The following is a 23,384-nucleotide window of genomic DNA, read 5'->3' as shown; positions in this document are numbered from 1 at the left end:
ATTTCTAAAAATTGATCGACACGCCGGCCACGAGGGTTTTTACCTGAGGCAAGGTGAAGAAGTCGATTCCCTGCGCCGAGGTAGAGCCATCGAGCGTACTTACTTCAGGATCGGCGCCTGAATACCGTGTTAATGTCCAGAGGTTTGTACCTGTTGCATAAATCCGCACGTTACCAAGTTTGGCTTTGCCGGTCCATTTGGCAGGAAGTGTATAACCTAATGCGACATTTTTAAGACGCAGGTAAGAGCCATCTTCTACCAAACGACTGCTTGAGTAGCTATTGTAAGTATTGTTATACTCATAACGTGGAATGTCGGTAATATCGCCGGGCTTCTGCCAACGTCGCAACGAAGCACGCGTTTGATTCACGCGCAAATCCGTCCCGGGATTAAGAAGAAACGAGTTGCCGTAATTCATCACACTATTACCATACGAAGCCTGAAAGAATACACTCACATCAAATCCTTTCCATGAAAAATTGTTGGTAAAACCTCCGATCAATTTCGGTTGAGCATTGCCGATCACCTGCGCATCATCGGTTGTAATACGACCGTCTCCGTTGAAGTCTTCATAAAGTGCATCGCCGGTAGCGGCATCAACACCCAGGAATTTCAATCCCCAGAAAGTTCCTAAAGGCTCTCCTACTTTAATGACGTTGGTTGCTCCTACGCCCGCTGCCGAAAATCCGCGATAGAGCGGTTGCTCAGAAGCAAGCGATTCAACTTTATTGTCATTGCGCGACAGGTTCAAATCTGTTGTCCAACGAAAGGCGCCGTCAAAATTGACCGAACGAAGCGTGAATTCAAGTCCACGATTGGAAATACTTCCGATGTTGCCCTGCAAAGCTCCAAAGCCCGTTGTTGCAGGAAGAGGTTCAGCAAATAACAACGCATCCGTTAAGTTATCATACACTTCAGCCGTAAAACTTAACCGTCCTTTCCAAAATGCCACGTCCAATCCTATGTTTGCTTCGCGGGTACGTTCCCATTGCAATTTGGGGTTACTTAAACTGATCGGACCAACACCCGACGAGCCGTTGTAAGTAGTGGCTCCCCATGTACCTAAGTATTGAAAGTTACCGATGCGTTCGTTCCCGGTAAATCCGAAACTGGCGCGGAGTTTAAGGTCTTCAACAAAATCAACGTCTTTCAGGAAATTTTCTTCTTTGAGACGCCAGCCTGCTGACACCGAAGGAAAGAATCCAAATTTACGATCTTGTCCAAATCGCGACGAACCGTCGTAACGGGCGGTGGCACTTATCAGGTATTTATCTTTAAAATCATATTTTACTTCTCCAAAGCCTGAGACCAAGCCGTTTTGAGCATAAAAAGAACTTCCCGCATCCACTACCCCGGCCGAAGCTATGTAGGTAAATTCATCACGCGGAAATACCCGTCCCTGTACACTCGATGAGCGTCCCTGTGACCGCAACAATTCCCCCCCCAGCAACACATTGATGTGGTGACTTTCGCCGATGGTTGTATTATAGGTAAGAATGGTAGAGTTCAAAAAGATAGCCAATGACGATGACGCGTACGTTCCAACGCCCTGAGCACCCACGGCCGGCAAGCTTCCGTAAAAAGTACTCGTTGGGTTGTACGTATCTTCCTCTGAATTGTTATAATCCATGCTGAACTTGGTGCGCAGGCGCAGGTTAGGCGTAAACGCATATTCGGCATTTATACCTCCCAACACTTTGATCCCATACGTAAGTTGGCGGGGAAGCAATGCCTCTGCCACCGGGTTTTGGTTCGGAAATCCCTGATAGTTAGGATCATTAGGAGTATAAAGTTTACCCTGCTCGTTATAGGGAGCATAATACGGTAAACTGCGAAGCGCCGAGCCATACACACCATCTACCGCATTATCACTAAATACCCGATGGTTTTTGGTGCTTCCCAAACTCAGGTTCAACCCGAATGATAATTGCTGATTTGCTTTATGGTCCAAATTGAAAGAACCGGTATAGCGTTGAAAACGGTTGTTTAATTGTACCCCTTCTTCGTCACGATAGCTGCCGCTCAAATAAAAGCGGGTGCGGTCGTTTCCGCCCGATGTAGACAGTTGGTATTGCTGATAAAGCCCTTTGCGAAGCACTTCGTCAACCCAATTGGTATTTACGCCGTCCGTTACACCTTTGATAAGACCACGAGCGTCGGGATCAATGATGTCCGCAAATTTGGTTTGTTTAAGATTGTAGTTGGCCAATGCTTCACGTTGCAGGTCAACGATCTCAGACGAATTAAGGAAATCCAGCTTTTTCACTACGTCGGTCGTTCCGCGCTGAATATCCATCGTAATGTTGGTCTTTTGGTTAGCTTTCCCGCGCTTGGTCGTAATTAACACTACGCCGTTGGCACCCCGAGAACCATAAATGGCTTTGGCTGAAGCATCTTTAAGTACTTGAATGGATTCTATATCAGAAGTATTAAAGGAAGAAATGGCATTATCCTGTTGGCCACCGTACCCAAATTGAGAGACCGCTCCGTCGTATACCGGAATTCCGTCCACGATCATCAAAGGTTTGTTACTGGCGTTGATGGAGGTATTCCCCCGAATCACGACCTTTACCCCTCCACCCGGCGTACCCGATGATTGAGAAACCCTTACCCCGGCAGCCTGTCCCTGCAATGCTTGGTCAATCCCGGAAACAGGCAGGTTTTTGATGCGGTCGCTTTTGATGGTCGTCATCGAGCTTATCACATCTTTTTGCTGCGTGGTGGTATAACCGGTCACAACAACTTCATTCAATTGGGTAGGGCTTTCGAGCAATTCCACATTGATGGTGGTCCGATTATTGACATTCACTTCCTGACTCAGCATTCCGATAAACGAAAAAACCAACGTAGCTTTGCCATTCGGAATCGTCACCCGGTAGTTTCCTTCTCCGTCGGTGGTTGCCCCGGAAGTAGCCCCTTTCAGAGTTACGTTGACCCCCGGCATTGGTTGCCCATCGGTTGCCGACGTTACCTTTCCCGTAATTGTGCGCGTTTGAGCAATCAACAACGTGTGTACAAAAAAGGTAAGGGCAACGAATAAAAATGATTTACGTAATAATAGATTCATGAAAAAAACTTTTGGGCGAAAATTTAGATAAAAAATTTGGGTCAAAACACGCTTAGCCAAATTATTTGTAAATTTAAAAACGAAACATCTTAGGGAATGTTTTACAATAGACTTTATCTAATTTTGAATCGTGAAAAAATACTATAAAATGGGGATTAAGATACTATTTGTGTTGGTTATAGTCTTTGGGATATTAGGCACAGGACTGCAAGCACAAGGTACGCTCTTTATTTTTTACGACACCGAATGTCCGATCTGCCAAAAGTCAAGCGCGCGTCTACAGGAAATGTACGCCAAATTTGGTCAAAACGTTGCGTTTAAGGCCGTCTTTCCCACTAAATCTATTAAAAAATCGGCGATTCGCCAATTTAGCAAAGAATATAATTTTACCCTTCCTTACGTCATTGACAAGACGCATTCGCTTGTTGAACTCTATGACGCAAAAACAACTCCGGAAGTGGTATTACTTGACAAAAACGGCGCAGAAATATACCGAGGCGCCATCGATAATCAATTTTTCGGATTAGGGAAATACCGTCCCCAAACCACCGAATTTTATCTTCAAAATGCGCTGGAAGCTTTAATCTCAAATCGGCCTGTTACCCAAAGCCGCACCGAAGCGGTTGGTTGCCTCATCAATAGGAAGAAGAAAGAAAGCGTAAAACAATCTTTATGAATTCAATAGACAAGAAGCCTCTTTCCCTTACCATCGTCAATCGGCACTATCCTCCCAATCCCGGCATAACGGGCGAATCTGCCTGGGATTTAACCAAGTACCTTATTCAAAACCACGGAATTGATGTACGCATTGTCCACGTAAAACGGAGTGATTTGGGCGGCGGACAGGTACGTTTACCCATTGGAAAAACATTTCAAATCTCTACACTTTATAAAGGAACGAAAGGCATTCTGAAACTGGCTGCCGGTTTTTTTGACGGATTTTTCTTATTGCTCAAAACCCTGCGTGTGCGCCGGGGGCCTGTGCTATGCATGACAAGTCCGCCGCTTTTGCCCTTTTGGGCCTCTTGGCTATTGCCTTTGTTCGGAGTTCGTTGGGCTTTGTGGTCGATGGATCTGTTTCCCGAAGGATTTGTTGCCGATGGCGTCATTAAAGCTTCTAACCCCATTTATCGATTTGTTGAGTGGGTAACTTATCGCTTCGCGCCTTCTCATCTTTTTTCATTAGGCCCCAATCAGGCGGCTTATATTCAACAAAAGTATGGCAAATCCCTCCCCACTACGATTCTTCCCTGCGGCGTATTGCTCGACCAACCGCGCGACCCTGAGCCGCCTGAATGGCGAAAAGAAGATGGAAAAATTTATTTCGGATACGCCGGTAATTTGGGAGATGCCCATTCTTCCGATTTTCTGCTGGCATTCCTAAATCACTTTAACCCTCAAAAACAACACCTTATTTTAGCCGTTTACGGTACCAAATCCGAAGAGATTTTAAAGGTTGCGGCTACCAAAGAAGGCGTGACCATTCTCAAGAATGTTCCGCGAAGTCAATTGCCTTATATTGATGTGCATCTCGTTAGTTTGCTCACCAAATGGACGCACATTGCGGTTCCTTCCAAGGCGATCAGCTCGGTGTGTGCCGGCGGAGCGATCCTGTTTTGTGGTAGCAAAGAAGCCGATACGTGGGAATTATTACAGAAAGCCGGTTGGCATATTGATGAAAGTAATTCTATTATTCCGCAGGTTATCCAATTTCTGAATCAACTTACGTCGCAGGAGGTAGTTCTGAAAAAAAAGGCGGCAACACTTCTTGCGACTGACTTGCAGCAGAAACTTCTGGCGGCATACGAAGAAGTAGCCCATTTCAGCGGTAATGTATCCGGCAAATAAAAAAAGTAAAAAAAATACCTTTTTACATGTGACTTATATACCATTGTGTAGTCTAATGCGCGAAAAGTGACACGAGATTTTACGAATGGTGTCGGTTTTCTTAATTGTCGATTGGCTTTCTCGTTGGGAAATCTCATTTTTGCATAAATCAACTTCCTATTTAACATGCCACTTCTTAAAGTTGCCGCAGGAACCATTAACACCACACCCTTGGCGTGGGAAGCTAATAAAGAACACATCATTGCCTCCATTGACGAAGCTCGCAATCAACAGATCAGTCTGCTATGTCTTCCTGAATTGTGTATTACGGGATATGGCTGCGAAGACGCTTTTTACAGCCCTAATACTCTTGCGCAGGCCATTGAAAGCCTGCACGAAATAGTAGCGCATACGTCAGGAATCGCTGTATCGGTAGGCTTACCGATGCAATTCAACAGCAAAATTTATAATACTGCGTGTTTTATTGTTAACAAACGAATTCTGGGCTTTGTCGCCAAGCAGCACTTACCTAATTATGGTATATTTTATGAAGATCGCTGGTTTCACCGCTGGGCAGCCAACGCCAGAGACGAGATCAAAGTAAAGGATTTCAGCTATCCTTTCGGGGATTTGGTGTTTGATCTATCGGGCATTCGGGTCGGTTTTGAGATTTGTGAAGATGCTTGGGTAGCACAACGCCCCGGCAGAAGCCATTTTGATCGCGGTGTTGATATTATTCTGAATCCGAGCGCCAGCCCGTTTGCTTTCCATAAATTCATTACCCGAGAACGTTTTGTCATTGACGGCTCCCGTTCTTATTCGTGCAGTTATGTGTATACCAATCTGTTAGGTAACGAAGCAGGGCGGCTCATCTTTGATGGAGATGCTATGATCGCTTCCAACGGTGCGCTTCTGGCTTCAAGCCCACGCTTTGGTTACCATGATTATCACCTTACGTCGGCAGTGATCGATACCGATGTGACACGATTAGCGCATTCACAAATCAAATCACCACTCCCGACCGGCAACTGGAAGGTGGTTGATACGTTTCAATGGAATGAAGCATCTCCTGCCTACCAAGTGGCAGAATTGGAGCCTTTTGAGCGCGAAGGTTATTTAAAAGAAGAAGAATTTGCGCGGGCAGTTTCGTTAGCGTTGTTTGATTACCTCCGCAAGTCGCGTTCGCAAGGATTTACTGTTTCACTTTCAGGAGGTGCTGATTCGTGTGCATGTGTGGCCTTGTGTGGTTTGATGATCCGTTTGGCCGACGAGAGCATTGGTCTGGAAGCATTTAAACAGAAACTGAGTTACATCAAAAAAATACAGGGAGAAACGACCGTTGAAGGCATTGCCAAACACCTGATCCACAGCATTTATCAAGGCACGGAAAACAGTTCAACCGATACGTTGGAATCGGCTGAAAGTTTGGCAAAATCCATTGGTTCCACTTTTTATAACGTCAACATCAATGGTCTTGTTGAATCCTATAAAGGTCTGATCGAACAACAGATCGGTCGTGATCTGACATGGGAACAGGATGATATTCCGCTCCAAAATATTCAGGCGAGGGTGCGCGCCCCGGGCGTTTGGTTATTGACCAATTTGTATGGTCACCTTTTACTGGCCACCTCCAACCGTTCCGAAGTGGCTGTCGGGTACTGTACAATGGACGGCGACACCGCAGGCAGTATCAGTCCGATTGCGGGCATTGATAAATATTGGCTCAGAACCTGGCTCGTTTGGTTGGAAACCATCGGTTGTCACGTGCAGGGAAAAAACATCAAAATAGAAGGTCTTCAGAAAGTAAACAGCCTGCAACCGACCGCCGAACTTCGTCCGCAAGACAAAATGCAAACGGACGAAAAAGATCTGATGCCGTATGAAGTATTGGATGCCATCGAAAAGGTAGCTATTCGCGACAAAAAATCACCGATAGATTGCTTTCGGTTCATGGAAGTACGTTTTGCGGAACACTATTCGCGGGAAGTGCTGTTTACGTCGGTCGAACGATTTTTCAAACTCTGGAGTAGAAATCAATGGAAACGCGAACGTTACGCGCCGAGTTTTCATTTAGATGACCTTAATCTTGATCCTCGTTCATGGTGTCGTTTTCCTATATTGTCAGGAGGATTTGAAAAAGAATTGCAAGAGTTAAGTGCTTATTATGAAGGCAAAAATCTTTCTGCAAGAAAAGGGAAGATTGGGTTTTAATAGTTGACAGGATTTCAGGATTAACAGGATATGTAACCACATAGAAACATAGTTTACATAGATTTAAACAATCCTGTCAATCTTGAAATCCTGTCTAAAACATAGTAATAATGCAAAATCGCACGATCAACGCCCGCAAACGTATTGCTTTGGTGGCTCATGACCACAAAAAAGCTGACCTTATCCAATGGGCTTCCACCAATAAGGAGCGATTGGTCCCCCATGAATTATACGCCACGGGTACTACCGGCCAGTTGTTGCAGGTAGCATTGGAAACTCCCATTACCTGCCTGTTGAGCGGCCCGATCGGCGGTGATCAGCAAATTGGGGCAATGATAGCCGAAGGACGAATAGACGTTCTGATTTTCTTCTGGGACCCCATGTCGGCTCAACCGCACGACCCTGACATTAAAGCGTTGCTTCGCTTAGTAGTTGTTTGGAATATTCCCATCGCCTGTGACCGCGCCACCGCCGATTTTATCATGACTTCACCGCTGATGAGTCAGGAATATGAAACCATTTTACCTGATTATGACGCTTATCTGAAACGGAAGGTTTGAGGTGCAAATAGAAATGGGTAGTTTTGCGGGAAATATCAATTGCAATGAAGATTCTTGTTCTCGACAATTACGACTCGTTTACCTATAACCTCGTGTACATCCTGCGCGAACTCCACGACGACGTGGAAGTTCACCGCAACGATAAGATCGCGCTAGAAGACGTAGCGCAGTACGACAAAATTCTGCTTTCTCCCGGGCCGGGCATTCCTTCGGAGGCAGGTATCATGCAGGAATTAATTCGTACTTATGCCCCCACCAAAAGCATTATGGGCGTTTGTTTGGGCCATCAGGGTATTGGCGAGGTATTTGGTGCTACCCTCAATAACATGGCGGATGTCTTACACGGCATCAGCGACAAAGCCATCGTTACCGACGCTGAAGAGCCTTTGTTCAAAGGTCTTCCCCACTCCTTTCAGGTAGGTCGTTATCATTCCTGGACGGTGGTAGGTGATACCGTTCCTGACACCATGACCATTACTGCCGTAGACGAAAACGGTCAGGTAATGGGGCTTCATCATAACACCTATGACGTACGCGGAGTACAATTTCACCCCGAATCTGTTTTGACCGAACATGGTAAGCAGATGTTACAAAATTGGCTTTCTATTTAAATAAATGCAGACGTTGGGCAATGTACAATTTAATACCTAAAGCTCGTCGTCACGATTCTGATATATGACTATTGACCATTTGTTTGATTCTTTTAATACATTACGCGTACTCATTGTTGGCGATGTAATGCTGGATGCGTATGTGTGGGGAAAAGTAGACCGAATTTCACCCGAAGCACCTGTCCCTGTTGTGGTGGCTCATCGTCGCGAATACCGTTTGGGTGGAGCAGGCAATGTTATTCTGAACATTCATGCTTTAGGTGCTGAGCCTGTTATCTGTTCGGTGATCGGTCAGGATGGTGAGGGTAAAAATTTATTGGCAGAATTGGAAAAGCGCGGCCTTCGTACCGACGGAATCCTCCAAAGTGCCGACCGTATCACTACGGTCAAAGAACGTATCATAGCCGGGACTCAGCAAGTGGTAAGGGTAGATACCGAAACTGATAAAGTTATCACTCTTGAAGAACAGGCGCAGCTTATTGATAAAGCCAAAGCCTTGATTCCCGATTGCCATGTTGTTCTTTTTCAGGATTACGATAAAGGAGTTTTATGTCCTAATGTTATCAAAGAAATTACTGATTTTGCCAACTTAAACGGCATCCCGACAGTGGTTGACCCGAAGAAACGGAACTTTTTAGCGTATCAAAACGTGACGTTGTTCAAACCCAATTTGAAAGAACTGAAAGAAGGGCTAAAAGTAGATTTTGACGTAAGGAAAGAGGACGAGCTCAAGGCCGTTGTAAAAAAACTGCGCTATGAACTCAATGCAAAAGGCGCTTTTGTAACGTTATCTGAGCGAGGCGTTTACATTGATTTCTTAGATCAACAACACCGCATTCCTGCCCACGAACGAGAGATTGCCGACGTATCCGGAGCGGGTGATACTGTCATCAGCATTGCAGCCTGTGCGGTGGCATTGGGACTTGAACCCAGTATCGTGGCAGAATTATCCAACCTCGGCGGTGGACTGGTCTGTGAGCACGTGGGAGTAGTGCCTATTGATAAAGAAACGCTGAAAGCAGAAGCGAAGAAGAGCTTGATTTTATAGAAATCAATGATATTTAAAAAACGCTAAGTTAGGTAAAAATATAAAAAGCACCTGATCATGAAACATACAATCTCATTGGACATAGACGAGCTTAATGGTACTTTTATTCGTCAGCTCAAAGCTTTTTTCGGAAAAAAAAAACACGGGAAGGTTACCATTATTTTGGAAGATGAAGCAGACGAAACAGAGTATCTTCTACAATCTCCTGCAAACAGAGAGCGTTTATTACAATCGCTGGATAATGCCGGGAAGGGTAATTTTATAACTCCTGATTTAGATCAGTACCGTAAACTCTCTGCGGATGCGTAAACCTGTCTTTACTCCTGAGGCTTGGGAAGAATTTATGGAATGGTCAAAAGAAGATCTTAAAATTCTTAAAAAGATTCTTGAATTAATAGATGATGCTTCTGGCAATCCTTTTTCAGGGATTGGAAAGCCTGAGCCTTTAAAACATAATTTAAAAGGATGTTGGTCGAGAAGAATCACTCATGAACACCGCTTAGTTTATCAAGTAACAGACGATTCTCTCATTATCATCAAGTGCAAATATCATTATTGAATTTCTGAATATGCACATAAAAATCGGAACACGCGGTAGTCGCTTAGCCCTTTGGCAGGCCTATTACGTCGAAAACTTACTACAAAAAGGAGGCTTGACCACCGAAATCGTCCTTATTGATACCAAAGGCGACCAAATCCTGGATCGTTCGCTGTCCAAGATCGGCAGTAAAGGTGTGTTTACCCAAGAACTCGAAGACCAACTCCGCGACGGGCGCATTGACATTGCTGTCCACAGCGCCAAAGATCTGCAATCTGAACTCGACGAAGATTTGCAATTGATCGCTTTTACTGAACGTGAGCTTGTCAATGACGTTTTGGTCAGTCACAATCAAACGCTGTTACTCGGTAGCGGTGAACCGTTTGTGGTTGGCACGTCTTCTACGCGCCGCGTGGCTATGTTAAAGCACTTTTATCCGCACATCCGTACTGTTGATATGCGTGGCAATCTCCAAACGCGTCTGCGAAAATTGGAAGAGGGTCAATGTGACGCCATTTTGTTGGCCTATGCCGGCGTACACCGCATGGAGTACGATGGTCTCATTGCCGAGCACCTTTCATTGAATGAATTTACGCCGGCCGTCGGACAGGGAAGCGTTGCGATTGAATGCAGCCAAACCTTAGAGGTCGAAAAAAAGGACAAAATACGTGTTTTGCTTAATCATACCGATACGGAGACCTGCCTATTGGCCGAGAGAGCTTTTTTGCGACGATTACAGGGCGGTTGCAGCGTGCCGGTATTTGGATTGGCCTCTTCAGAAAACGATACAGTTACAATAACGGGCGGCGTGGTGAGTTTGGACGGAAAGCAGTTATTGAAACAAACGCAAAGCGGCGCGGCTTCTTCTCCCGAAAACGTCGGTAATCAATTGGCGGAACTTCTTTTGGAGCAAGGTGCTGCCGAAATTCTGGTCGCTATCAAACAAAATACTTAATTTAACCCTGATATTCTGACTCAAATACCCTGAATGAAACATACGTTAACCCACTTACTGAATCACCAAACCCTCGACCGGCAATCTGCTTATCAAACCTTGCTGGGCATAGGACGCGGCGAATATAACACCTCTCAAACAGCCGCCTTTTTGACCGTTTTTGCGCTGCGGGGCATCACCGTTGAAGAGTTGGGCGGTTTTCGGGATGCTATGCTGGAACTATGTCTTTCTGTTGGGCTACAGGATTTTGATGCCATGGATGTTTGCGGCACCGGCGGTGATGGAAAAGATACGTTCAACATTTCCACTTTAGCTGCTTTTGTAGTGGCAGGAGCGGGCCAACGCGTTGCCAAACACGGCAACCACGGCGTTTCAAGTTTGGTAGGGTCTTCAACGGTTTTAGAGCATCTTGGTATTACATTTTCCAATGATACGGATTATTTGAAGCGTAAAATCGAGACCGCCAATATCTGTTATTTACATGCTCCTTTGTTTCACCCGGCCATGAAATACATTGCCCCGATTCGTAAAGAATTAAGCATTCGAACGTTTTTCAATATGTTGGGTCCGTTGACCAATCCTTCTTTTACTAAAAAACAACTTGTGGGCGTATTCAGTCTTGAATTAGCCAGACTTTATGCCTATCTTTACCAAGGCTCCGGCCATCATTATCTGATTGTTCACGCATTAGATGGTTACGATGAAGTGTCTTTGACGGGAGATTTTAAAATAATAACCGCTCAAAACGAGCAAATCCTGTCGCCGATCCATCTCGGCTTGGACGTTCTTGCGCCCGCCGAACTCTCCGGAGGTGATACCTTAGCAGATTCTGCAAAAATTTTCCTGAATGTACTGAACGACGAAGCCACTTCTGCCCAAAAACAGGCAGTTCTGGCCAATGCCGGTTTGGCGCTATATGCCGCTAACCCTTCACTTTCTTTGACCGATGCCGTAGCCACCGCCCGCGAATCGTTGGAAAGCAAACGAGCGTTGGCGTGTTTTAAAAAGTTAATTGAAGATTGATATGAATATACTCAACTTCACCGATTTAGACCCAAACGGCAGTTATACATACGCCGACTATTTGAAATGGACCTTTGACGAACGTATTGAGTTAATCAAAGGAAAAATTTTCAATATGTCGCCGGCACCTGCCAGAAGGCATCAGAAGATTTCAGTAAAGTTGTCATTAACGATAGGCAACTATCTTGATGGCAAATCCTGTGAAATGTATACCGCTCCTTTTGATGTACGGTTAACTCCTCTCAAAGGAAAAAAGCGCAAAGACGACCAAATTTATACAGTAGTACAACCTGACATCTGTGTAATTTGTGATATGGATAAACTTGACGACCGAGGATGTATCGGCGCTCCGGATCTGATCATAGAAATCCTGTCGCCCGGAAATACTAAAAAAGAAATGAGCGATAAATTTCAGGTCTATGAAGAAAATGGAGTTACTGAATATTGGTTGGTAGAACCTAACGACAACGTAATCATTGTTTACGTACTTAATGATGAAGGAAAATACATTGGCTTGAGGCCTTATACAGAAGATGACGTAATTACTTCAAGTGTTCTTCCGGGACTTGAACTATCGGTCAGCAGAATTTTTGAACCATAATGAATATTTTAGATAAAATAGTAGCCCACAAACGGACTGAAGTAGCAGAAGCCAAATCAAAAATAAGTATTGCCGATCTCGAAAAAGCGGCCTTATTTGGGCGTGAAACACTATCTCTGAAAAATGCGCTGAAGGCTGATGGTGCTTCGGGCGTTATTTCAGAATTCAAGCGTAAATCTCCTTCCAAAGGCATCATCAACGACCGACTAACGCCGGAAACAGTCACCAAAGGATATGTAGAAGCAGGTGCCTGCGGCTTGTCGGTGCTGACTGATACCAATTTTTTTGGGGGTACGTTTGATGACTTCGCAAAAGCACGCGCCGCCAATCCCTTCACACCCATGCTTCGCAAGGATTTCATGATCGATGAATACCAGCTTTGGGAAGCCAAAGCCATCGGCGCCGATGTGATCTTACTCATAGCGGCCTGTCTTACGCCTACCGAAGTTCGTGAGTTGGGTCGCAAAGCTCAGGAATTGGGGTTAGAAGTACTGCTCGAAGTCCATGATCGCGAAGAATTGGAACAAAGCGTGTGCGAATTCGTTGATATGGTAGGAGTAAATAATCGTAACCTGAAAACATTCGTCACTTCTATCGAAACTTCACTGGAATTAGCGCAGCTTATTCCCAATGATTTCGTCAAAATATCGGAAAGCGGATTAAAAAATGCCGAGACGATTCAACAGTTACGTGAAGCAGGCTATCAAGGCTTCCTGATCGGAGAATCATTTATGGCAACCGACAACCCCGGCTTAGCATTAAAAGACCTGATTAATCACTTCCAACTTACCGGTAATCAATAATTAACACACCTATCTATGATGAAGATCAAAGTTTGTGGAATGCGCGACACGGCTAATCTGGCCGAATTAGTAGAATTGAAGCCTGATTTTATCGGATTCATTTTTTATGATAAATCTCCTCGCTTTGTGGGCGAAACCCTTGACGAAGAATTCATTAAAAGTATTCCTAAGCCCATTAAAAAAGTCGGAGTTTTTGTGAACGCCAACCCGGACTATATTCTGCGGATGGCAAAAAAATACGATCTGCAATACGTACAACTTCATGGGCATGAAACCCCTGATTTTTGCCGTACGCTCAAAATGCGTGGAGCCAATATCATTAAGGCATTTTCAATCGATGATTCTTTTAATTTTGCGACGCTTAATAACTATAAACCGCATTGTGATTACTTTCTTTTCGATGCCAAAGGAAGCAATCCCGGCGGTAATGGAGTCACATTCGACTGGAATATATTAAGCCGTTATGACAACGATCGGCCTTTCTTTTTGAGCGGCGGACTTTCGTTGGAAAACATTGTCCAAGTGAATGATTTACAGGTGAAAATCTATGGTTTGGACGTAAACAGCAAATTTGAAACGGAACCTGCCGTTAAAGATATTGACGCGCTTCGCCAACTGTTTGACTTCATTCGCCCGATTGAAGAAGAGGAAGAAGTAGGAGTGTAAACATAATTTTGAATAACTTTCCGTTTTCATCAATTGAAATCGGTACTATTCGCACAAACATGACCGCAACACAAAATCAATCCGCTTTTCAAGTCAATGAACGCGGATATTACGGACAATTCGGTGGCGCATATATCCCCGAAATGTTATACCCAAACGTAGAAGAACTTCGCGAAAATTACCTGAAAATCATGGCTCAACCCGATTTTCAGGAAGAATTTCAAGGGCTTTTGCATGATTATGTAGGACGCCCTACGCCTTTGTATTTAGCACAACGGTTATCGGAAAAATACAACACAACTGTTTACCTCAAACGCGAGGATCTTTGCCACACCGGCGCGCACAAAGTCAATAACACCATTGGTCAAATACTTTTGGCAAGACGGCTTGGAAAGCAAAAGATCGTAGCCGAAACCGGCGCCGGCCAACACGGTGTAGCCACCGCTACTGTGTGCGCACTTATGGGCATGGAATGCATTGTGTACATGGGTGAGATCGACATTCAACGTCAGGCACCCAACGTTGCTCGTATGAAAATGCTTGGCGCGGAAGTGCGTCCGGCAAGCAGCGGCTCCAAAACCCTCAAGGATGCTACCAACGAAGCCATGCGTCACTGGATCAACAATCCAACCGATACCCATTACATCATCGGCTCGGTGGTAGGGCCTCACCCCTATCCCGATATGGTGGCTCGCTTTCAGTCCGTTATTTCGGAAGAGATCAAAAAGCAGTTGTTGGAAAAAACAGGTTCTGAACTTCCCGACTACGTCATTGCGTGCGTAGGCGGCGGTTCCAACGCAGCAGGAGCTTTCTATCATTTTCTGGACGATGAATCTGTAAAACTCGTTGCGGCTGAAGCCGGCGGTCACGGAATCGAATCAGGGCTTTCGGCAGCAACCACTTTTTTAGGCAAGATCGGTGTTTTGCACGGTAGCAAAAGTATTCTGATGCAAACCGAAGACGGTCAGGTCGTTGAACCTCATTCTATTTCGGCGGGGTTGGATTATCCGGGCATTGGGCCATTACACGCTCATTTGTATGACAGTCAACGCGCAAGTTTCTATGCCATCACTGACGATGAATCCATCGCCGCCGGTATGGAGTTGGCCAAGTTGGAAGGTATCATTCCCGCAATCGAAAGCGCCCATGCGTTGGCGGTATTACCATACCTGAATGCCGCGCCTAATGAAACCGTGGTCATTAACCTTTCAGGCCGTGGCGACAAGGATTTGGCCACTTATATGAAGTATTTGTAAAATATAAAAGGGTAGCGAAAATGTCATTACGTCAGATTTTCTCTGCCCTTTTTCTTCTTTTTGTCGGTGCTTTCACTGTGTTAATGTTCACTAAGGTCGCGCCCTATTTAAGTTTTGAACCGGGTATTGACTTCTTAACCACCAAAACCGACCGCGTTTTAGCCCATCGAGATTTTCAATTATCGTTTTATATCCACATAACAAGCAGTTTGTGGACGATGGGTATCGGAATAGCCCAATTTATTCCTTCTTTCGTAAAAAAATATCCTCGTCTGCACCAAACGCTCGGAAAAGTTTACGTATTTTCGATACTGTTTTTGGCGGCTCCTTCAGGATTAGGTTTAGCCATTTATGCCAATGGAGGTTTGCCCGCAAAAGTAGGTTTCTCTTTTCAATGCATTATTTGGTGGCTAACCACCTTTGTTGCCTGGCGAGAGATCAAACTAAAACGTTGGCAAACACACATTGAGTGGATGATGAGAAGCTACGGCGTTACCCTTGCTGCCATGAGTTTACGCGTTGGAAGCTATGCAATGGTGTATCTTTTTCATACCAAACCCATCGAAACCTACCTGACGGTCACATGGTTATCATGGGTTGGAAATTTAGTAATTGTAGAGGCATTAATTTATGCAGGAACGGGAGCGAAGTTGGTAAAAATGCTGAAAAAATAAGCAAATTCGACCCGATTGGGCAAACTATATACAGACAAAATCATCAATGAATCACTACATAACGCTATTCCTTCTGTTTGCGATTTGCTCCTCCTGCACCCGCAAAGCCAACGATAATTCAAAACCCACTGCCATTCCCATTAAGCTTGTTACTCATAAAGACGCCATTGATTCGTTACGAAAAGACACGACGGCTCCGCTGCAATCCATTAGAGTCACAAACGTTTCAGCCGAAAAAACGGCTGCCTTTTTCGGCAATCATGATCTGGCATTATTACTCCATGATCCGAGCATTGAAGGTGGATATGCCAATCGGTTCGACGGATTTTATGGCGACGATCACTACCGAATTGAACTCTTTTTTTCGGACGTAAAGCGTGATTCGCTCCAACCGAATGTGTATCACGTAATAGGAAAAGACCGTTTTAAAAAGACCATTACTCCTTTTGAGGGCACGATCACTTTCACAAAACTGGCCACCTTTAAAGATCCCAATCTCAACGAAGAGCATTATGAGCACGACGAATTTGAGTTGAAAGAAGCTTATACGACTGAAGCAAATTTTGAGTTCAAAGAAAATGAAGCTACCAAAGGATCGGGAATTTTTTCGGGTAAAATGCTGATGGATTTCTTCGAACGAAAAGATGGGCAGATCGAACTTTGGTATTTTTCAACCAATGCTCCTGCACAGGCAAGCGGCTTTAAATTTGAAGGTTCGTGGACCAATTATAAGAAGACAATGACCAAACCGGTGGTGTGGGCAAGGGACTTGTTTGCGTTCGCTAACAACATCTTAACCGACTTTTCCATCGGAGAACGTGAGGTGGAGATCAACAAAAAATACCGTCATCTTGGGTGGGAAAATTACTGGGAAAACGACGAATGGTGGCATGACAGCACCGTAATTCAGTAGTTTTTCCAGAACTTTTTTAGTAAATTTCGCATTAACAAAACACACTGTATTTCATTTTATTCCCTAACTATTATCATGGCCACTCTAACACTCATGGAAGTTTCCGAACTGCGCGTGAAACTTAAAGCTCTTGAAAATCAGATTGCTTCCGGCGAATTATCACTCTTTGAACGTTGCGAAGTAGAAGACGAAATCCTGGAAATGAAAGAACAATTGGGCGAATTTGACCGTGCCAAATGGGACGACAGCGGCGAATGCTTAAATTGCTCAGCTTAGTCGACGTTCGGTTTATTATTCATCTTTGTTATTACTACACTAAATGAAAAAGACTTTTTTTTCACTCATTCTTACCCTTTTTGTTTTCGGTGCTATGGCCCAAAAATCTGATAAAGTGCTCCGTCATGTGGTGATGTTTAAATTTAAAGACACCGCAACACCCGAACAGGTTAAATCGGTAGAAGAGGCATTCCGCAAACTTCCTACCCAAATCAAAGAGATCAAAGGATACGAGTGGGGAACCAACAACAGCCCTGAGGGCTTGGCACAGGGCTTTACCCATTGTTTTTTCCTGACATTCAACTCAGAAGCCGACCGTGCCGTGTACCTGCCTCACCCTGACCACAAGGCATTTGGCAAAGTACTTGGACCTTACCTTGATAAAGTGTTGGTGGTTGATTACTGGACGCAGAAATAGATTTCAGTTGCCGTCCGCAGCAGTCAACAAACAAGTGACTGCTATTCACTATTGAAGGTTGACTAAAATATGATCGCTTATTTAAACGGCAAACTCGCACATAAAGACCCCGCTTATATCATCATGGATGTAGGCGGGGTTGGTTATGAAGTAAAGATTTCTTTGCAAACCTACGCAGCACTGCCCAATCCCGGAGAAGTCTGTAAGGTAATCACTTATCAACAAATCAGGGAAGATGCTCATGTGCTCTATGGTTTCGCCGAACCTACCGAAAAGGTACTGTTTCTGGATTTGATCAGCGTGTCGGGCGTGGGAGCTGCTACTGCGCTGATCATGCTGTCTTCTTTATCGGCCTTTGAAATCAAAAATGCCATCGTCAATGAAGATGTAAAGTTGATCCAGACCATCAAAGGAATTGGTGGGAAAACAGCGCAACGGGTTATCATTGATTTGAAAGATAAGATGAAGAAAGAAGGGCTTACTTCTTCTCAACCCAATATCTTTATGAGTGCAAACAGTCAGGTAAGAAGCGAAGCCATTGCAGCTTTAACCATGCTTGGCATTCCAAAACCTACCGCCGAAAAGAGTGTAGATACCATCATCAAACGCGAAGGCGACCAAATCACGGTTGAGCAATTGATCAAGTTGGCATTACGGTAGTTACAAATCGTTACCGCAAGATCCGCAGTTTTGCAAAACTCAATAGGAGCGTTTTCTCTCCAACCGTATCAAACTGAATCACGGCTTTGCGATCTGTGCCGTTGATGTCCATTTTCTTGACCGTTCCTTTGCCAAACTTAGGATGTTCTACCCGATTGCCTTCTTCCAGCGTTGAAGTATCGCTCGCCACAAAGTCAGTCGAAGCAGACTGCGGCACGCTCGTCGCCTGCGTGCTTGGTCGTTGGCCGCTTGACAGTTTACTTGCCGGCGTGGTAGGGCTTCCGTCGCTACCGGATTTTTGTCCGTTTCCTGACGTCGCACCTTGTTTTCGAATCAAATTCATGCCTGTTGGCTCGACGTTATTGCGATAATCGTCAAATCCTCCCGAACGGCGCCCTTTCGAAGTTGTTAAAAAACGCTGATCAACTTCGTATAAAAAACGACTTGGTTCACACATATTCAATCGTCCCCAATTGTAGCGACTTTCCGCGTAGGAGAAGGTAAGTTTATCTTCGGCCCGCGTAATCGCTACGTAAAACAAGCGGCGTTCTTCTTCCAGATCTTCACGTTTTTCGAGCATCATTTGACTCGGAAAAAGCCCTTCTTCCAACCCCACCACATACACGTTCTTAAACTCCAAGCCCTTGGCTCCGTGAATCGTCATGAGCGTTACGCGGTCGGTATCGCCGTCGTCAGATTCGTCAGCGTTGGTTAGCAGCGAAACTGTTTGCAGAAAAGAGCTGATGGTTTTGTCCTCATTATCAGGATTATCCACAAATTCTTTGATGGCGTTCAGCAATTCCTGCACGTTTTCGTAACGGCTCAAACCTTCCACGGTCTTGTCTTCGTATAATTCCTTCAAAATGCCCGATGTTTTGGCAACGTGAGCCGCAACAGTATAGGCATCTTTGCCTTCTTCGATCAACAGTTTAAAACTCTTGATAAGTATGGCAAAACTCTCAATCGGCGTAGCAGCGCGTCCCGAGATGTATTTGGTAATATTGGCAACCACTTCCCAAACGGGTACTTGATTTTCAGCAGCCGTCACCGCGATTTTGGCCACGGTTGTATCTCCGATTCCGCGTTTTGGTAAATTGATGATACGCTTAAACGCCTCCTCATCACTTTGATTTACCACAAACCGCAGGTAGGCCAATAGATCCTTGATCTCTTTGCGCTGATAAAACGAAAGTCCGCCAATAATTCGATATTTAATATTTTGCCGACGCAAAGCCTCTTCAAACGAACGTGATTGGGCATTGGTGCGGTACAAAATCGCGAAATCAGTATTGCGAAGTCCTTTGTTTACTTTCTCCTCAAAAATCGCCGAAGCGATCAAGCGCCCTTCCTCATTGTCCGAACTCGCCTTGACCACGTCAATTAGTACACCTTCTTCGTTGGCCGTAAAAACGTTTTTCTTCAATTGTGCTTTATTGCGGGCAATGACCGAGTTGGCCGCGTTGACAATGGTCTGCGTAGAGCGGTAGTTTTGCTCCAGCTTGACCACTTTTACCTCGGGAAAATCTTTCTCGAAATTGAGAATGTTCTGAATATTGGCCCCGCGAAAGGCATAGATACTTTGGGCATCGTCACCCACTACGGCAATGTTACGATGAACTGCCGCCAACTTTCTGGTAATGAGGTACTGAGCTACGTTGGTATCCTGAAACTCATCCACCAATACGTATTGAAATTTGTGTTGGTATTTATTCAATACTTCGGGAAAATCGCGAAACAGAACGTTGGTATTATACAACAGGTCGTCGAAATCCATCGCGTTGGCCTGAAAGCAGCGCGTAGTATACGCCTTGTACAAACGCCCGATTTCGGGAAGTTTGGCAGCTTCGTCGTCGGCTCTGAAAAGTTTATTTGCCAAATAGTCGTCCGCCGAAATCAGGTTGTTCTTTGCACCTGAAATACGGTTAAAAACGACGTTGGGTTTGTAGGTTTTATCGTCCAGATTCAACTCTTTGACAATGCTCCTGATGAGCGATTTGGAGTCATCTGTATCATAAATGGAAAAATCAGAAGTATAGCCTAAATAGCGTGCTTCAATGCGCAGCATTTTTGCAAAAACGGCGTGAAAGGTTCCCATCCAAATGTTACGCGCCTCAGAACCAACCACTTTCTCGATCCGCTCGCGCATCTCGCCCGCTGCTTTGTTGGTAAAGGTCAACGATAAAATTCGAAAAGGATCTACGCCGTTTTCTATAAGGTGCGCAATACGAAGTGTCAACACACGCGTTTTTCCCGAACCCGCTCCCGCAATGATCATCAAAGGCCCTTCGCCGTGCGTAACAGCTTGCGCCTGTGGTTCGTTCAATCCGCTTAAATACCCTGCCATTTGTATCTACAAGTTTAATAATTCTAACTCTACTGCAAAGTTAGAGGAAAGTACGTTAGGGCAACTAAAAATCCATTTTTAGTGAATAGAAGCCGCCGAAGGAAGTGCTGTGCCGTTTTTCTGGACAATAGGATTAATAGAAAATCCAATAGAAAAATGAGCTTCCTCATCAGCAACTATTTTGTCATTTATCTTCAAAATCACTTTATGATTTGCTCTGTTAACCCATAGTTGTACAGGAATTATCTTGCCCATCCGTTTCTTTTTTGGTGCTTCCAACGTATATGATGTATAGGTGTAATCTGCCTGATAATAGAATTGATCCTCAGTTATACGCTTTATTTCATTACTTCTATCCAAAGCAGGCGTACAAGGACAAGTATAGTTTAAATTTATAACGAAAGACCCTATACTGTCTTTATCAAATACTGCATTGAATAGAAGCTTTGCGTCATTATCGTCAAGATCAATTATCCATGGAGTTTCCCAATTATTAATCATCCAAACATCCTTAAATTCTATAAATTCATCCGGTCGCTTATTCTGCCCAATAGCAAAATTTTGAAAAAACAAAATCAGAATAAGGGCTTTGAGATAATTCATAGAAAGGTTTAATTTATAATCGGCACTAATCGCTTAACTGATCCGACTCCAGTTGGTTTCTTCTTTACGCAATGAATCAACGTGCGTACGGATCGGCTCGTTTTTGGGGAGAATAAAAGTGGGATCTTCATTCAGAATGCTTTCGGCAGCGGCACGAGCCGCCTTTAAAATCTCGCCGTCTTTGGCCAGATCAGAGATCAAAAGATCCAGCAAACCGCTCTGCTGCGTTCCCGACAGATCGCCGGGACCGCGAAGTTTGAGGTCTACGTCGGCAATTTCAAAACCGTTATTTGTTTGGCAAAGCGTCTCAATTCGCAGGCGTGTGTCCTTGCTGAGTTTTACGCCCGTCATTAATACACAAAAACTTTGTTCAGCCCCACGACCGACGCGCCCACGCAACTGATGCAGCTGCGAGAGGCCAAAACGTTCGGCACTTTCCACCACCATTACACTCGCATTCGGCACGTTTACCCCTACTTCAATTACGGTGGTAGCTACCATAATTTGGGTTTCTCCCCGCACAAAACGCTGCATTTCATCGTCTTTTTCGTAGGCCAGCATTTTACCGTGAACGATACTGACGTGGTATTCCGGAAATGCCCGGGAAACACTCTCATAGCCATCCATCAGGTCTTTATAATCCAGTTTTTCCGACTCCTCAATGAGCGGATACACCATGTATATCTGCCGGCCTTTTTTGATCTCTTCGCGCAGAAAGCTAAAAACATTCAAGCGATGTTGGTCGTAGCGGTGTACGGTTTTGATGGGTTTACGTCCTGCCGGCAGCTCATCAATGACACTCACGTCCAAATCTCCGTAGAGCGTCATCGCCAGCGTACGCGGAATGGGCGTGGCCGTCATGACCAATATATGCGGTGGAATCGTTGGATTTTTGGCCCACAATTTGGCGCGTTGGGCTACGCCAAAACGGTGCTGTTCGTCAATAATGCAAAGTCCAAGATTTTTAAATTGAACAGGATCTTCGAGCAGAGCGTGCGTTCCGACAATGATATGAATATTGCCATCCGCCAGATCGGGAAAGATCAGCTTACGGCCTTTTTTGGTTGTGGAACCCGTCAGTAAGGCTATTTTTAATCCCAAAGCTTCCGCAAAACCTTTCAGGCCACGATAGTGCTGATCAGCCAAAATTTCGGTGGGAGCCATGATACAGGTCTGTGCTCCGTTGCCAATGGCCATCAACATCGCAATGAATGCTACGATTGTTTTACCGCTACCCACATCTCCCTGCAACAGGCGGTTCATGTGTTTGCCCGTTTTCAAATCCTCATGAATCTCGCGCAGTACTCGCTTTTGAGCATTGGTCAAGTCAAAAGGCATGCTGCCTTCTGTATAAAACCTCTTCACCAGTTCAAGGTTCGAGAAAATTTGTCCCGGATATTCGGTCTTATGAAGGATCTTGTTTTTGATCAATCGTAATTGATTATAAAACAGTTCTTCAAATTTGAGCCGTCGCAACGCCTGATTCAGCGCTGCTTCGCTCTCCGGCAAATGGATGTTCCACATGGCATCCGTTTTGGAAAACAGCCTGAATTTCCGCACCAATTCTTCCGGCAATGTTTCCCGAAAATGCGGCGTAGCCTGCTCCAGCAGTACGCGCATTACTTTACTCAAAAAGCGGCTATCAAGATGCTTTTTCCGCAGGGTTTCGGTCAGATTGTATACCGGCTGAAAATACCCTCCATTTTCGTTTTCGGGATTAATGGTTTCAATTTCGGGATGACTGAAATTGAAGCGTTGTCCATAGCGTTGCGGCTTTCCGTACGCTATGTATTCGCCGCCTTCTCTAAAATGCTTAAGGTGCCAGTCAATACTCTGAAAATAAACAAATTCAACTACGCCGGTGCCGTCAGTAAACTCAACGGTCAAACGGCGTTTATACCCCTCTCCTACCACAACCATGCTCCGGATACGTCCTTTCAGCTGCACCGCCGACAGTTCTTCGGTCAGCTCATTGATGCGGTGAAAACGACTGCGGTCTTCGTGGCGAAACGGGTAATATTGGATCAGATCCCCAAAGGTAAAGATATTGAGTTCTTTGTTGAGCGTAACGGCCCGTTGAGGGCCTACACCTTTCAAAAACTCAATTTTTGTATCAAAGAAATTAGTGGTGGTTCGTTGGTTCATGGACACATTCCTAATTTTGTCACCCTGCAAGGGTCTACCGTCAACGTTCAAAAGTAAAAGCAGATGCTTTTGTAGCAGCGAACTGTCAGTTTGACAAAAATACAGCAGGAGATTTTAAAGTAAAAATAGGCCTTTAACAGTATTTTTCCAACAAACTTACGTTTTATCAGAAATGAGTTTTCCAC

General features: G+C 44.8%; 23 protein-coding genes. 19 read left to right on the top strand and 4 right to left on the bottom strand.

What is annotated here, in order from left to right; all coding sequences use genetic code 11:
• Positions 1–4: 4 nt before the first annotated feature.
• On the bottom strand, positions 5–3,067 hold the full coding sequence (locus ACQY73_RS24005) for a SusC/RagA family TonB-linked outer membrane protein (protein ID WP_428655843.1): 3,063 nt from the start codon (positions 3,065–3,067) through the stop codon (positions 5–7).
• Positions 3,068–3,197: 130 nt separating this feature from the next.
• Here ACQY73_RS24005 and ACQY73_RS24000 point away from each other — a divergent pair, with 130 nt between their 5' ends.
• The 19 genes from ACQY73_RS24000 to ruvA all read left to right on the top strand — a co-directional run bounded on the left by ACQY73_RS24000 (position 3,198) and on the right by ruvA (position 18,107).
• A complete protein-coding gene (locus ACQY73_RS24000; RefSeq protein ID WP_428655841.1) occupies positions 3,198–3,743 on the top strand; it encodes a redoxin domain-containing protein in 546 nt (181 codons plus the stop codon).
• Positions 3,740–4,915, top strand: a complete 1,176-nt coding sequence (locus tag ACQY73_RS23995) for a hypothetical protein (protein ID WP_428655839.1) — start codon at positions 3,740–3,742, stop codon at positions 4,913–4,915. The genes ACQY73_RS24000 and ACQY73_RS23995 overlap by 4 nt, the downstream gene beginning before the upstream one ends.
• 165 nt (positions 4,916–5,080) lie before the next feature.
• Complete coding sequence (gene nadE / locus ACQY73_RS23990) at positions 5,081–7,105, top strand: NAD(+) synthase (protein WP_428655837.1); 2,025 nt, start codon at positions 5,081–5,083, stop codon at positions 7,103–7,105.
• 110 nt (positions 7,106–7,215) lie between these two features.
• Positions 7,216–7,665 (top strand): methylglyoxal synthase, encoded by a 450-nt coding sequence (locus ACQY73_RS23985; RefSeq protein ID WP_428655835.1) that lies wholly within the window; start codon positions 7,216–7,218, stop codon positions 7,663–7,665.
• Between the two features lie 44 nt (positions 7,666–7,709).
• Positions 7,710–8,276 (top strand): anthranilate synthase component II, encoded by a 567-nt coding sequence (locus ACQY73_RS23980; RefSeq protein ID WP_428655833.1) that lies wholly within the window; start codon positions 7,710–7,712, stop codon positions 8,274–8,276.
• Positions 8,277–8,340: 64 nt separating this feature from the next.
• Positions 8,341–9,324 (top strand): bifunctional heptose 7-phosphate kinase/heptose 1-phosphate adenyltransferase, encoded by a 984-nt coding sequence (locus ACQY73_RS23975; protein WP_428655831.1) that lies wholly within the window; start codon positions 8,341–8,343, stop codon positions 9,322–9,324.
• Between the two features lie 57 nt (positions 9,325–9,381).
• Positions 9,382–9,633, top strand: coding sequence for a hypothetical protein (locus ACQY73_RS23970; protein ID WP_428655829.1), 252 nt, complete (start codon positions 9,382–9,384; stop codon positions 9,631–9,633).
• Complete coding sequence (locus tag ACQY73_RS23965; RefSeq protein ID WP_428655827.1) at positions 9,626–9,883, top strand: Txe/YoeB family addiction module toxin; 258 nt, start codon at positions 9,626–9,628, stop codon at positions 9,881–9,883. Before ACQY73_RS23970 ends, ACQY73_RS23965 begins: the two co-directional genes overlap by 8 nt.
• Positions 9,884–9,893: 10 nt before the next feature.
• Positions 9,894–10,817, top strand: a complete 924-nt coding sequence (gene hemC / locus ACQY73_RS23960) for a hydroxymethylbilane synthase (RefSeq protein ID WP_428655826.1) — start codon at positions 9,894–9,896, stop codon at positions 10,815–10,817.
• Between the two features lie 33 nt (positions 10,818–10,850).
• Positions 10,851–11,840: an anthranilate phosphoribosyltransferase gene (gene trpD / locus ACQY73_RS23955; protein ID WP_428655824.1), complete on the top strand. Its 990-nt coding sequence runs from the start codon at positions 10,851–10,853 to the stop codon at positions 11,838–11,840.
• A gap of 1 nt (position 11,841) precedes the next feature.
• Positions 11,842–12,441, top strand: a complete 600-nt coding sequence (locus tag ACQY73_RS23950) for a Uma2 family endonuclease (protein WP_428655822.1) — start codon at positions 11,842–11,844, stop codon at positions 12,439–12,441.
• Entirely contained in the window at positions 12,441–13,244 is an 804-nt protein-coding gene (gene trpC, locus ACQY73_RS23945) for an indole-3-glycerol phosphate synthase TrpC (RefSeq protein ID WP_428655820.1), read from the top strand. The genes ACQY73_RS23950 and trpC overlap by 1 nt, the downstream gene beginning before the upstream one ends.
• An 18-nt stretch (positions 13,245–13,262) precedes the next feature.
• Complete coding sequence (locus tag ACQY73_RS23940; protein WP_428668529.1) at positions 13,263–13,910, top strand: phosphoribosylanthranilate isomerase; 648 nt, start codon at positions 13,263–13,265, stop codon at positions 13,908–13,910.
• A gap of 59 nt (positions 13,911–13,969) precedes the next feature.
• On the top strand, positions 13,970–15,166 hold the full coding sequence (gene trpB, locus ACQY73_RS23935; protein ID WP_428655818.1) for a tryptophan synthase subunit beta: 1,197 nt from the start codon (positions 13,970–13,972) through the stop codon (positions 15,164–15,166).
• Positions 15,167–15,186: 20 nt separating this feature from the next.
• Positions 15,187–15,840 carry a DUF2306 domain-containing protein gene (locus ACQY73_RS23930; protein WP_428655815.1) on the top strand — a complete coding sequence of 218 codons (654 nt, stop codon included), beginning with the start codon at positions 15,187–15,189 and terminating at the stop codon, positions 15,838–15,840.
• A gap of 46 nt (positions 15,841–15,886) precedes the next feature.
• Positions 15,887–16,753 carry a hypothetical protein gene (locus ACQY73_RS23925; RefSeq protein WP_428655813.1) on the top strand — a complete coding sequence of 289 codons (867 nt, stop codon included), beginning with the start codon at positions 15,887–15,889 and terminating at the stop codon, positions 16,751–16,753.
• Between the two features lie 75 nt (positions 16,754–16,828).
• Positions 16,829–17,029, top strand: a complete 201-nt coding sequence (locus ACQY73_RS23920) for a hypothetical protein (RefSeq protein ID WP_428655811.1) — start codon at positions 16,829–16,831, stop codon at positions 17,027–17,029.
• A 43-nt stretch (positions 17,030–17,072) separates the two neighbouring features.
• A complete protein-coding gene (locus ACQY73_RS23915) occupies positions 17,073–17,447 on the top strand; it encodes a Dabb family protein (RefSeq protein WP_428655809.1) in 375 nt (124 codons plus the stop codon).
• A gap of 69 nt (positions 17,448–17,516) precedes the next feature.
• Complete coding sequence (gene ruvA, locus ACQY73_RS23910; RefSeq protein WP_428655807.1) at positions 17,517–18,107, top strand: Holliday junction branch migration protein RuvA; 591 nt, start codon at positions 17,517–17,519, stop codon at positions 18,105–18,107.
• Between the two features lie 10 nt (positions 18,108–18,117).
• Here the strand turns inward: ruvA and ACQY73_RS23905 are convergent, their stop codons facing one another.
• The 3 genes from ACQY73_RS23905 to recG all read right to left on the bottom strand — a co-directional run bounded on the left by ACQY73_RS23905 (position 18,118) and on the right by recG (position 23,199).
• Positions 18,118–20,451, bottom strand: a complete 2,334-nt coding sequence (locus ACQY73_RS23905) for an ATP-dependent helicase (RefSeq protein WP_428655805.1) — start codon at positions 20,449–20,451, stop codon at positions 18,118–18,120.
• Between the two features lie 78 nt (positions 20,452–20,529).
• Positions 20,530–21,054 carry a hypothetical protein gene (locus ACQY73_RS23900; RefSeq protein ID WP_428655803.1) on the bottom strand — a complete coding sequence of 175 codons (525 nt, stop codon included), beginning with the start codon at positions 21,052–21,054 and terminating at the stop codon, positions 20,530–20,532.
• Positions 21,055–21,087: 33 nt separating this feature from the next.
• Positions 21,088–23,199, bottom strand: a complete 2,112-nt coding sequence (recG, locus tag ACQY73_RS23895) for an ATP-dependent DNA helicase RecG (RefSeq protein ID WP_428655800.1) — start codon at positions 23,197–23,199, stop codon at positions 21,088–21,090.
• Between the last annotated feature and the right edge of the window lie 185 nt (positions 23,200–23,384).

The organism is Runella sp. (assembly GCF_965279615.1).
GTDB lineage: Bacteria > Bacteroidota > Bacteroidia > Cytophagales > Spirosomataceae > Runella.
This window is presented reverse-complemented; position numbering and strand designations above follow the sequence as displayed.

Coding starts and splice junctions, on each gene's coding strand:
- ACQY73_RS24005 (WP_428655843.1), bottom strand. CDS start 3,067: ATGAATCTATTATTACGTAAATCATTTTTATTCGTTGCCCTTACCTTT.
- ACQY73_RS23995 (WP_428655839.1), top strand. CDS start 3,740: ATGAATTCAATAGACAAGAAGCCTCTTTCCCTTACCATCGTCAATCGG.
- nadE (WP_428655837.1), top strand. CDS start 5,081: ATGCCACTTCTTAAAGTTGCCGCAGGAACCATTAACACCACACCCTTG.
- ACQY73_RS23985 (WP_428655835.1), top strand. CDS start 7,216: ATGCAAAATCGCACGATCAACGCCCGCAAACGTATTGCTTTGGTGGCT.
- ACQY73_RS23980 (WP_428655833.1), top strand. CDS start 7,710: ATGAAGATTCTTGTTCTCGACAATTACGACTCGTTTACCTATAACCTC.
- ACQY73_RS23975 (WP_428655831.1), top strand. CDS start 8,341: ATGACTATTGACCATTTGTTTGATTCTTTTAATACATTACGCGTACTC.
- ACQY73_RS23970 (WP_428655829.1), top strand. CDS start 9,382: ATGAAACATACAATCTCATTGGACATAGACGAGCTTAATGGTACTTTT.
- ACQY73_RS23965 (WP_428655827.1), top strand. CDS start 9,626: ATGCGTAAACCTGTCTTTACTCCTGAGGCTTGGGAAGAATTTATGGAA.
- hemC (WP_428655826.1), top strand. CDS start 9,894: ATGCACATAAAAATCGGAACACGCGGTAGTCGCTTAGCCCTTTGGCAG.
- trpD (WP_428655824.1), top strand. CDS start 10,851: ATGAAACATACGTTAACCCACTTACTGAATCACCAAACCCTCGACCGG.
- ACQY73_RS23950 (WP_428655822.1), top strand. CDS start 11,842: ATGAATATACTCAACTTCACCGATTTAGACCCAAACGGCAGTTATACA.
- trpC (WP_428655820.1), top strand. CDS start 12,441: ATGAATATTTTAGATAAAATAGTAGCCCACAAACGGACTGAAGTAGCA.
- ACQY73_RS23940 (WP_428668529.1), top strand. CDS start 13,263: ATGAAGATCAAAGTTTGTGGAATGCGCGACACGGCTAATCTGGCCGAA.
- trpB (WP_428655818.1), top strand. CDS start 13,970: ATGACCGCAACACAAAATCAATCCGCTTTTCAAGTCAATGAACGCGGA.
- ACQY73_RS23930 (WP_428655815.1), top strand. CDS start 15,187: ATGTCATTACGTCAGATTTTCTCTGCCCTTTTTCTTCTTTTTGTCGGT.
- ACQY73_RS23925 (WP_428655813.1), top strand. CDS start 15,887: ATGAATCACTACATAACGCTATTCCTTCTGTTTGCGATTTGCTCCTCC.
- ACQY73_RS23920 (WP_428655811.1), top strand. CDS start 16,829: ATGGCCACTCTAACACTCATGGAAGTTTCCGAACTGCGCGTGAAACTT.
- ACQY73_RS23915 (WP_428655809.1), top strand. CDS start 17,073: ATGAAAAAGACTTTTTTTTCACTCATTCTTACCCTTTTTGTTTTCGGT.
- ruvA (WP_428655807.1), top strand. CDS start 17,517: ATGATCGCTTATTTAAACGGCAAACTCGCACATAAAGACCCCGCTTAT.
- ACQY73_RS23905 (WP_428655805.1), bottom strand. CDS start 20,451: ATGGCAGGGTATTTAAGCGGATTGAACGAACCACAGGCGCAAGCTGTT.
- ACQY73_RS23900 (WP_428655803.1), bottom strand. CDS start 21,054: ATGAATTATCTCAAAGCCCTTATTCTGATTTTGTTTTTTCAAAATTTT.
- recG (WP_428655800.1), bottom strand. CDS start 23,199: ATGAACCAACGAACCACCACTAATTTCTTTGATACAAAAATTGAGTTT.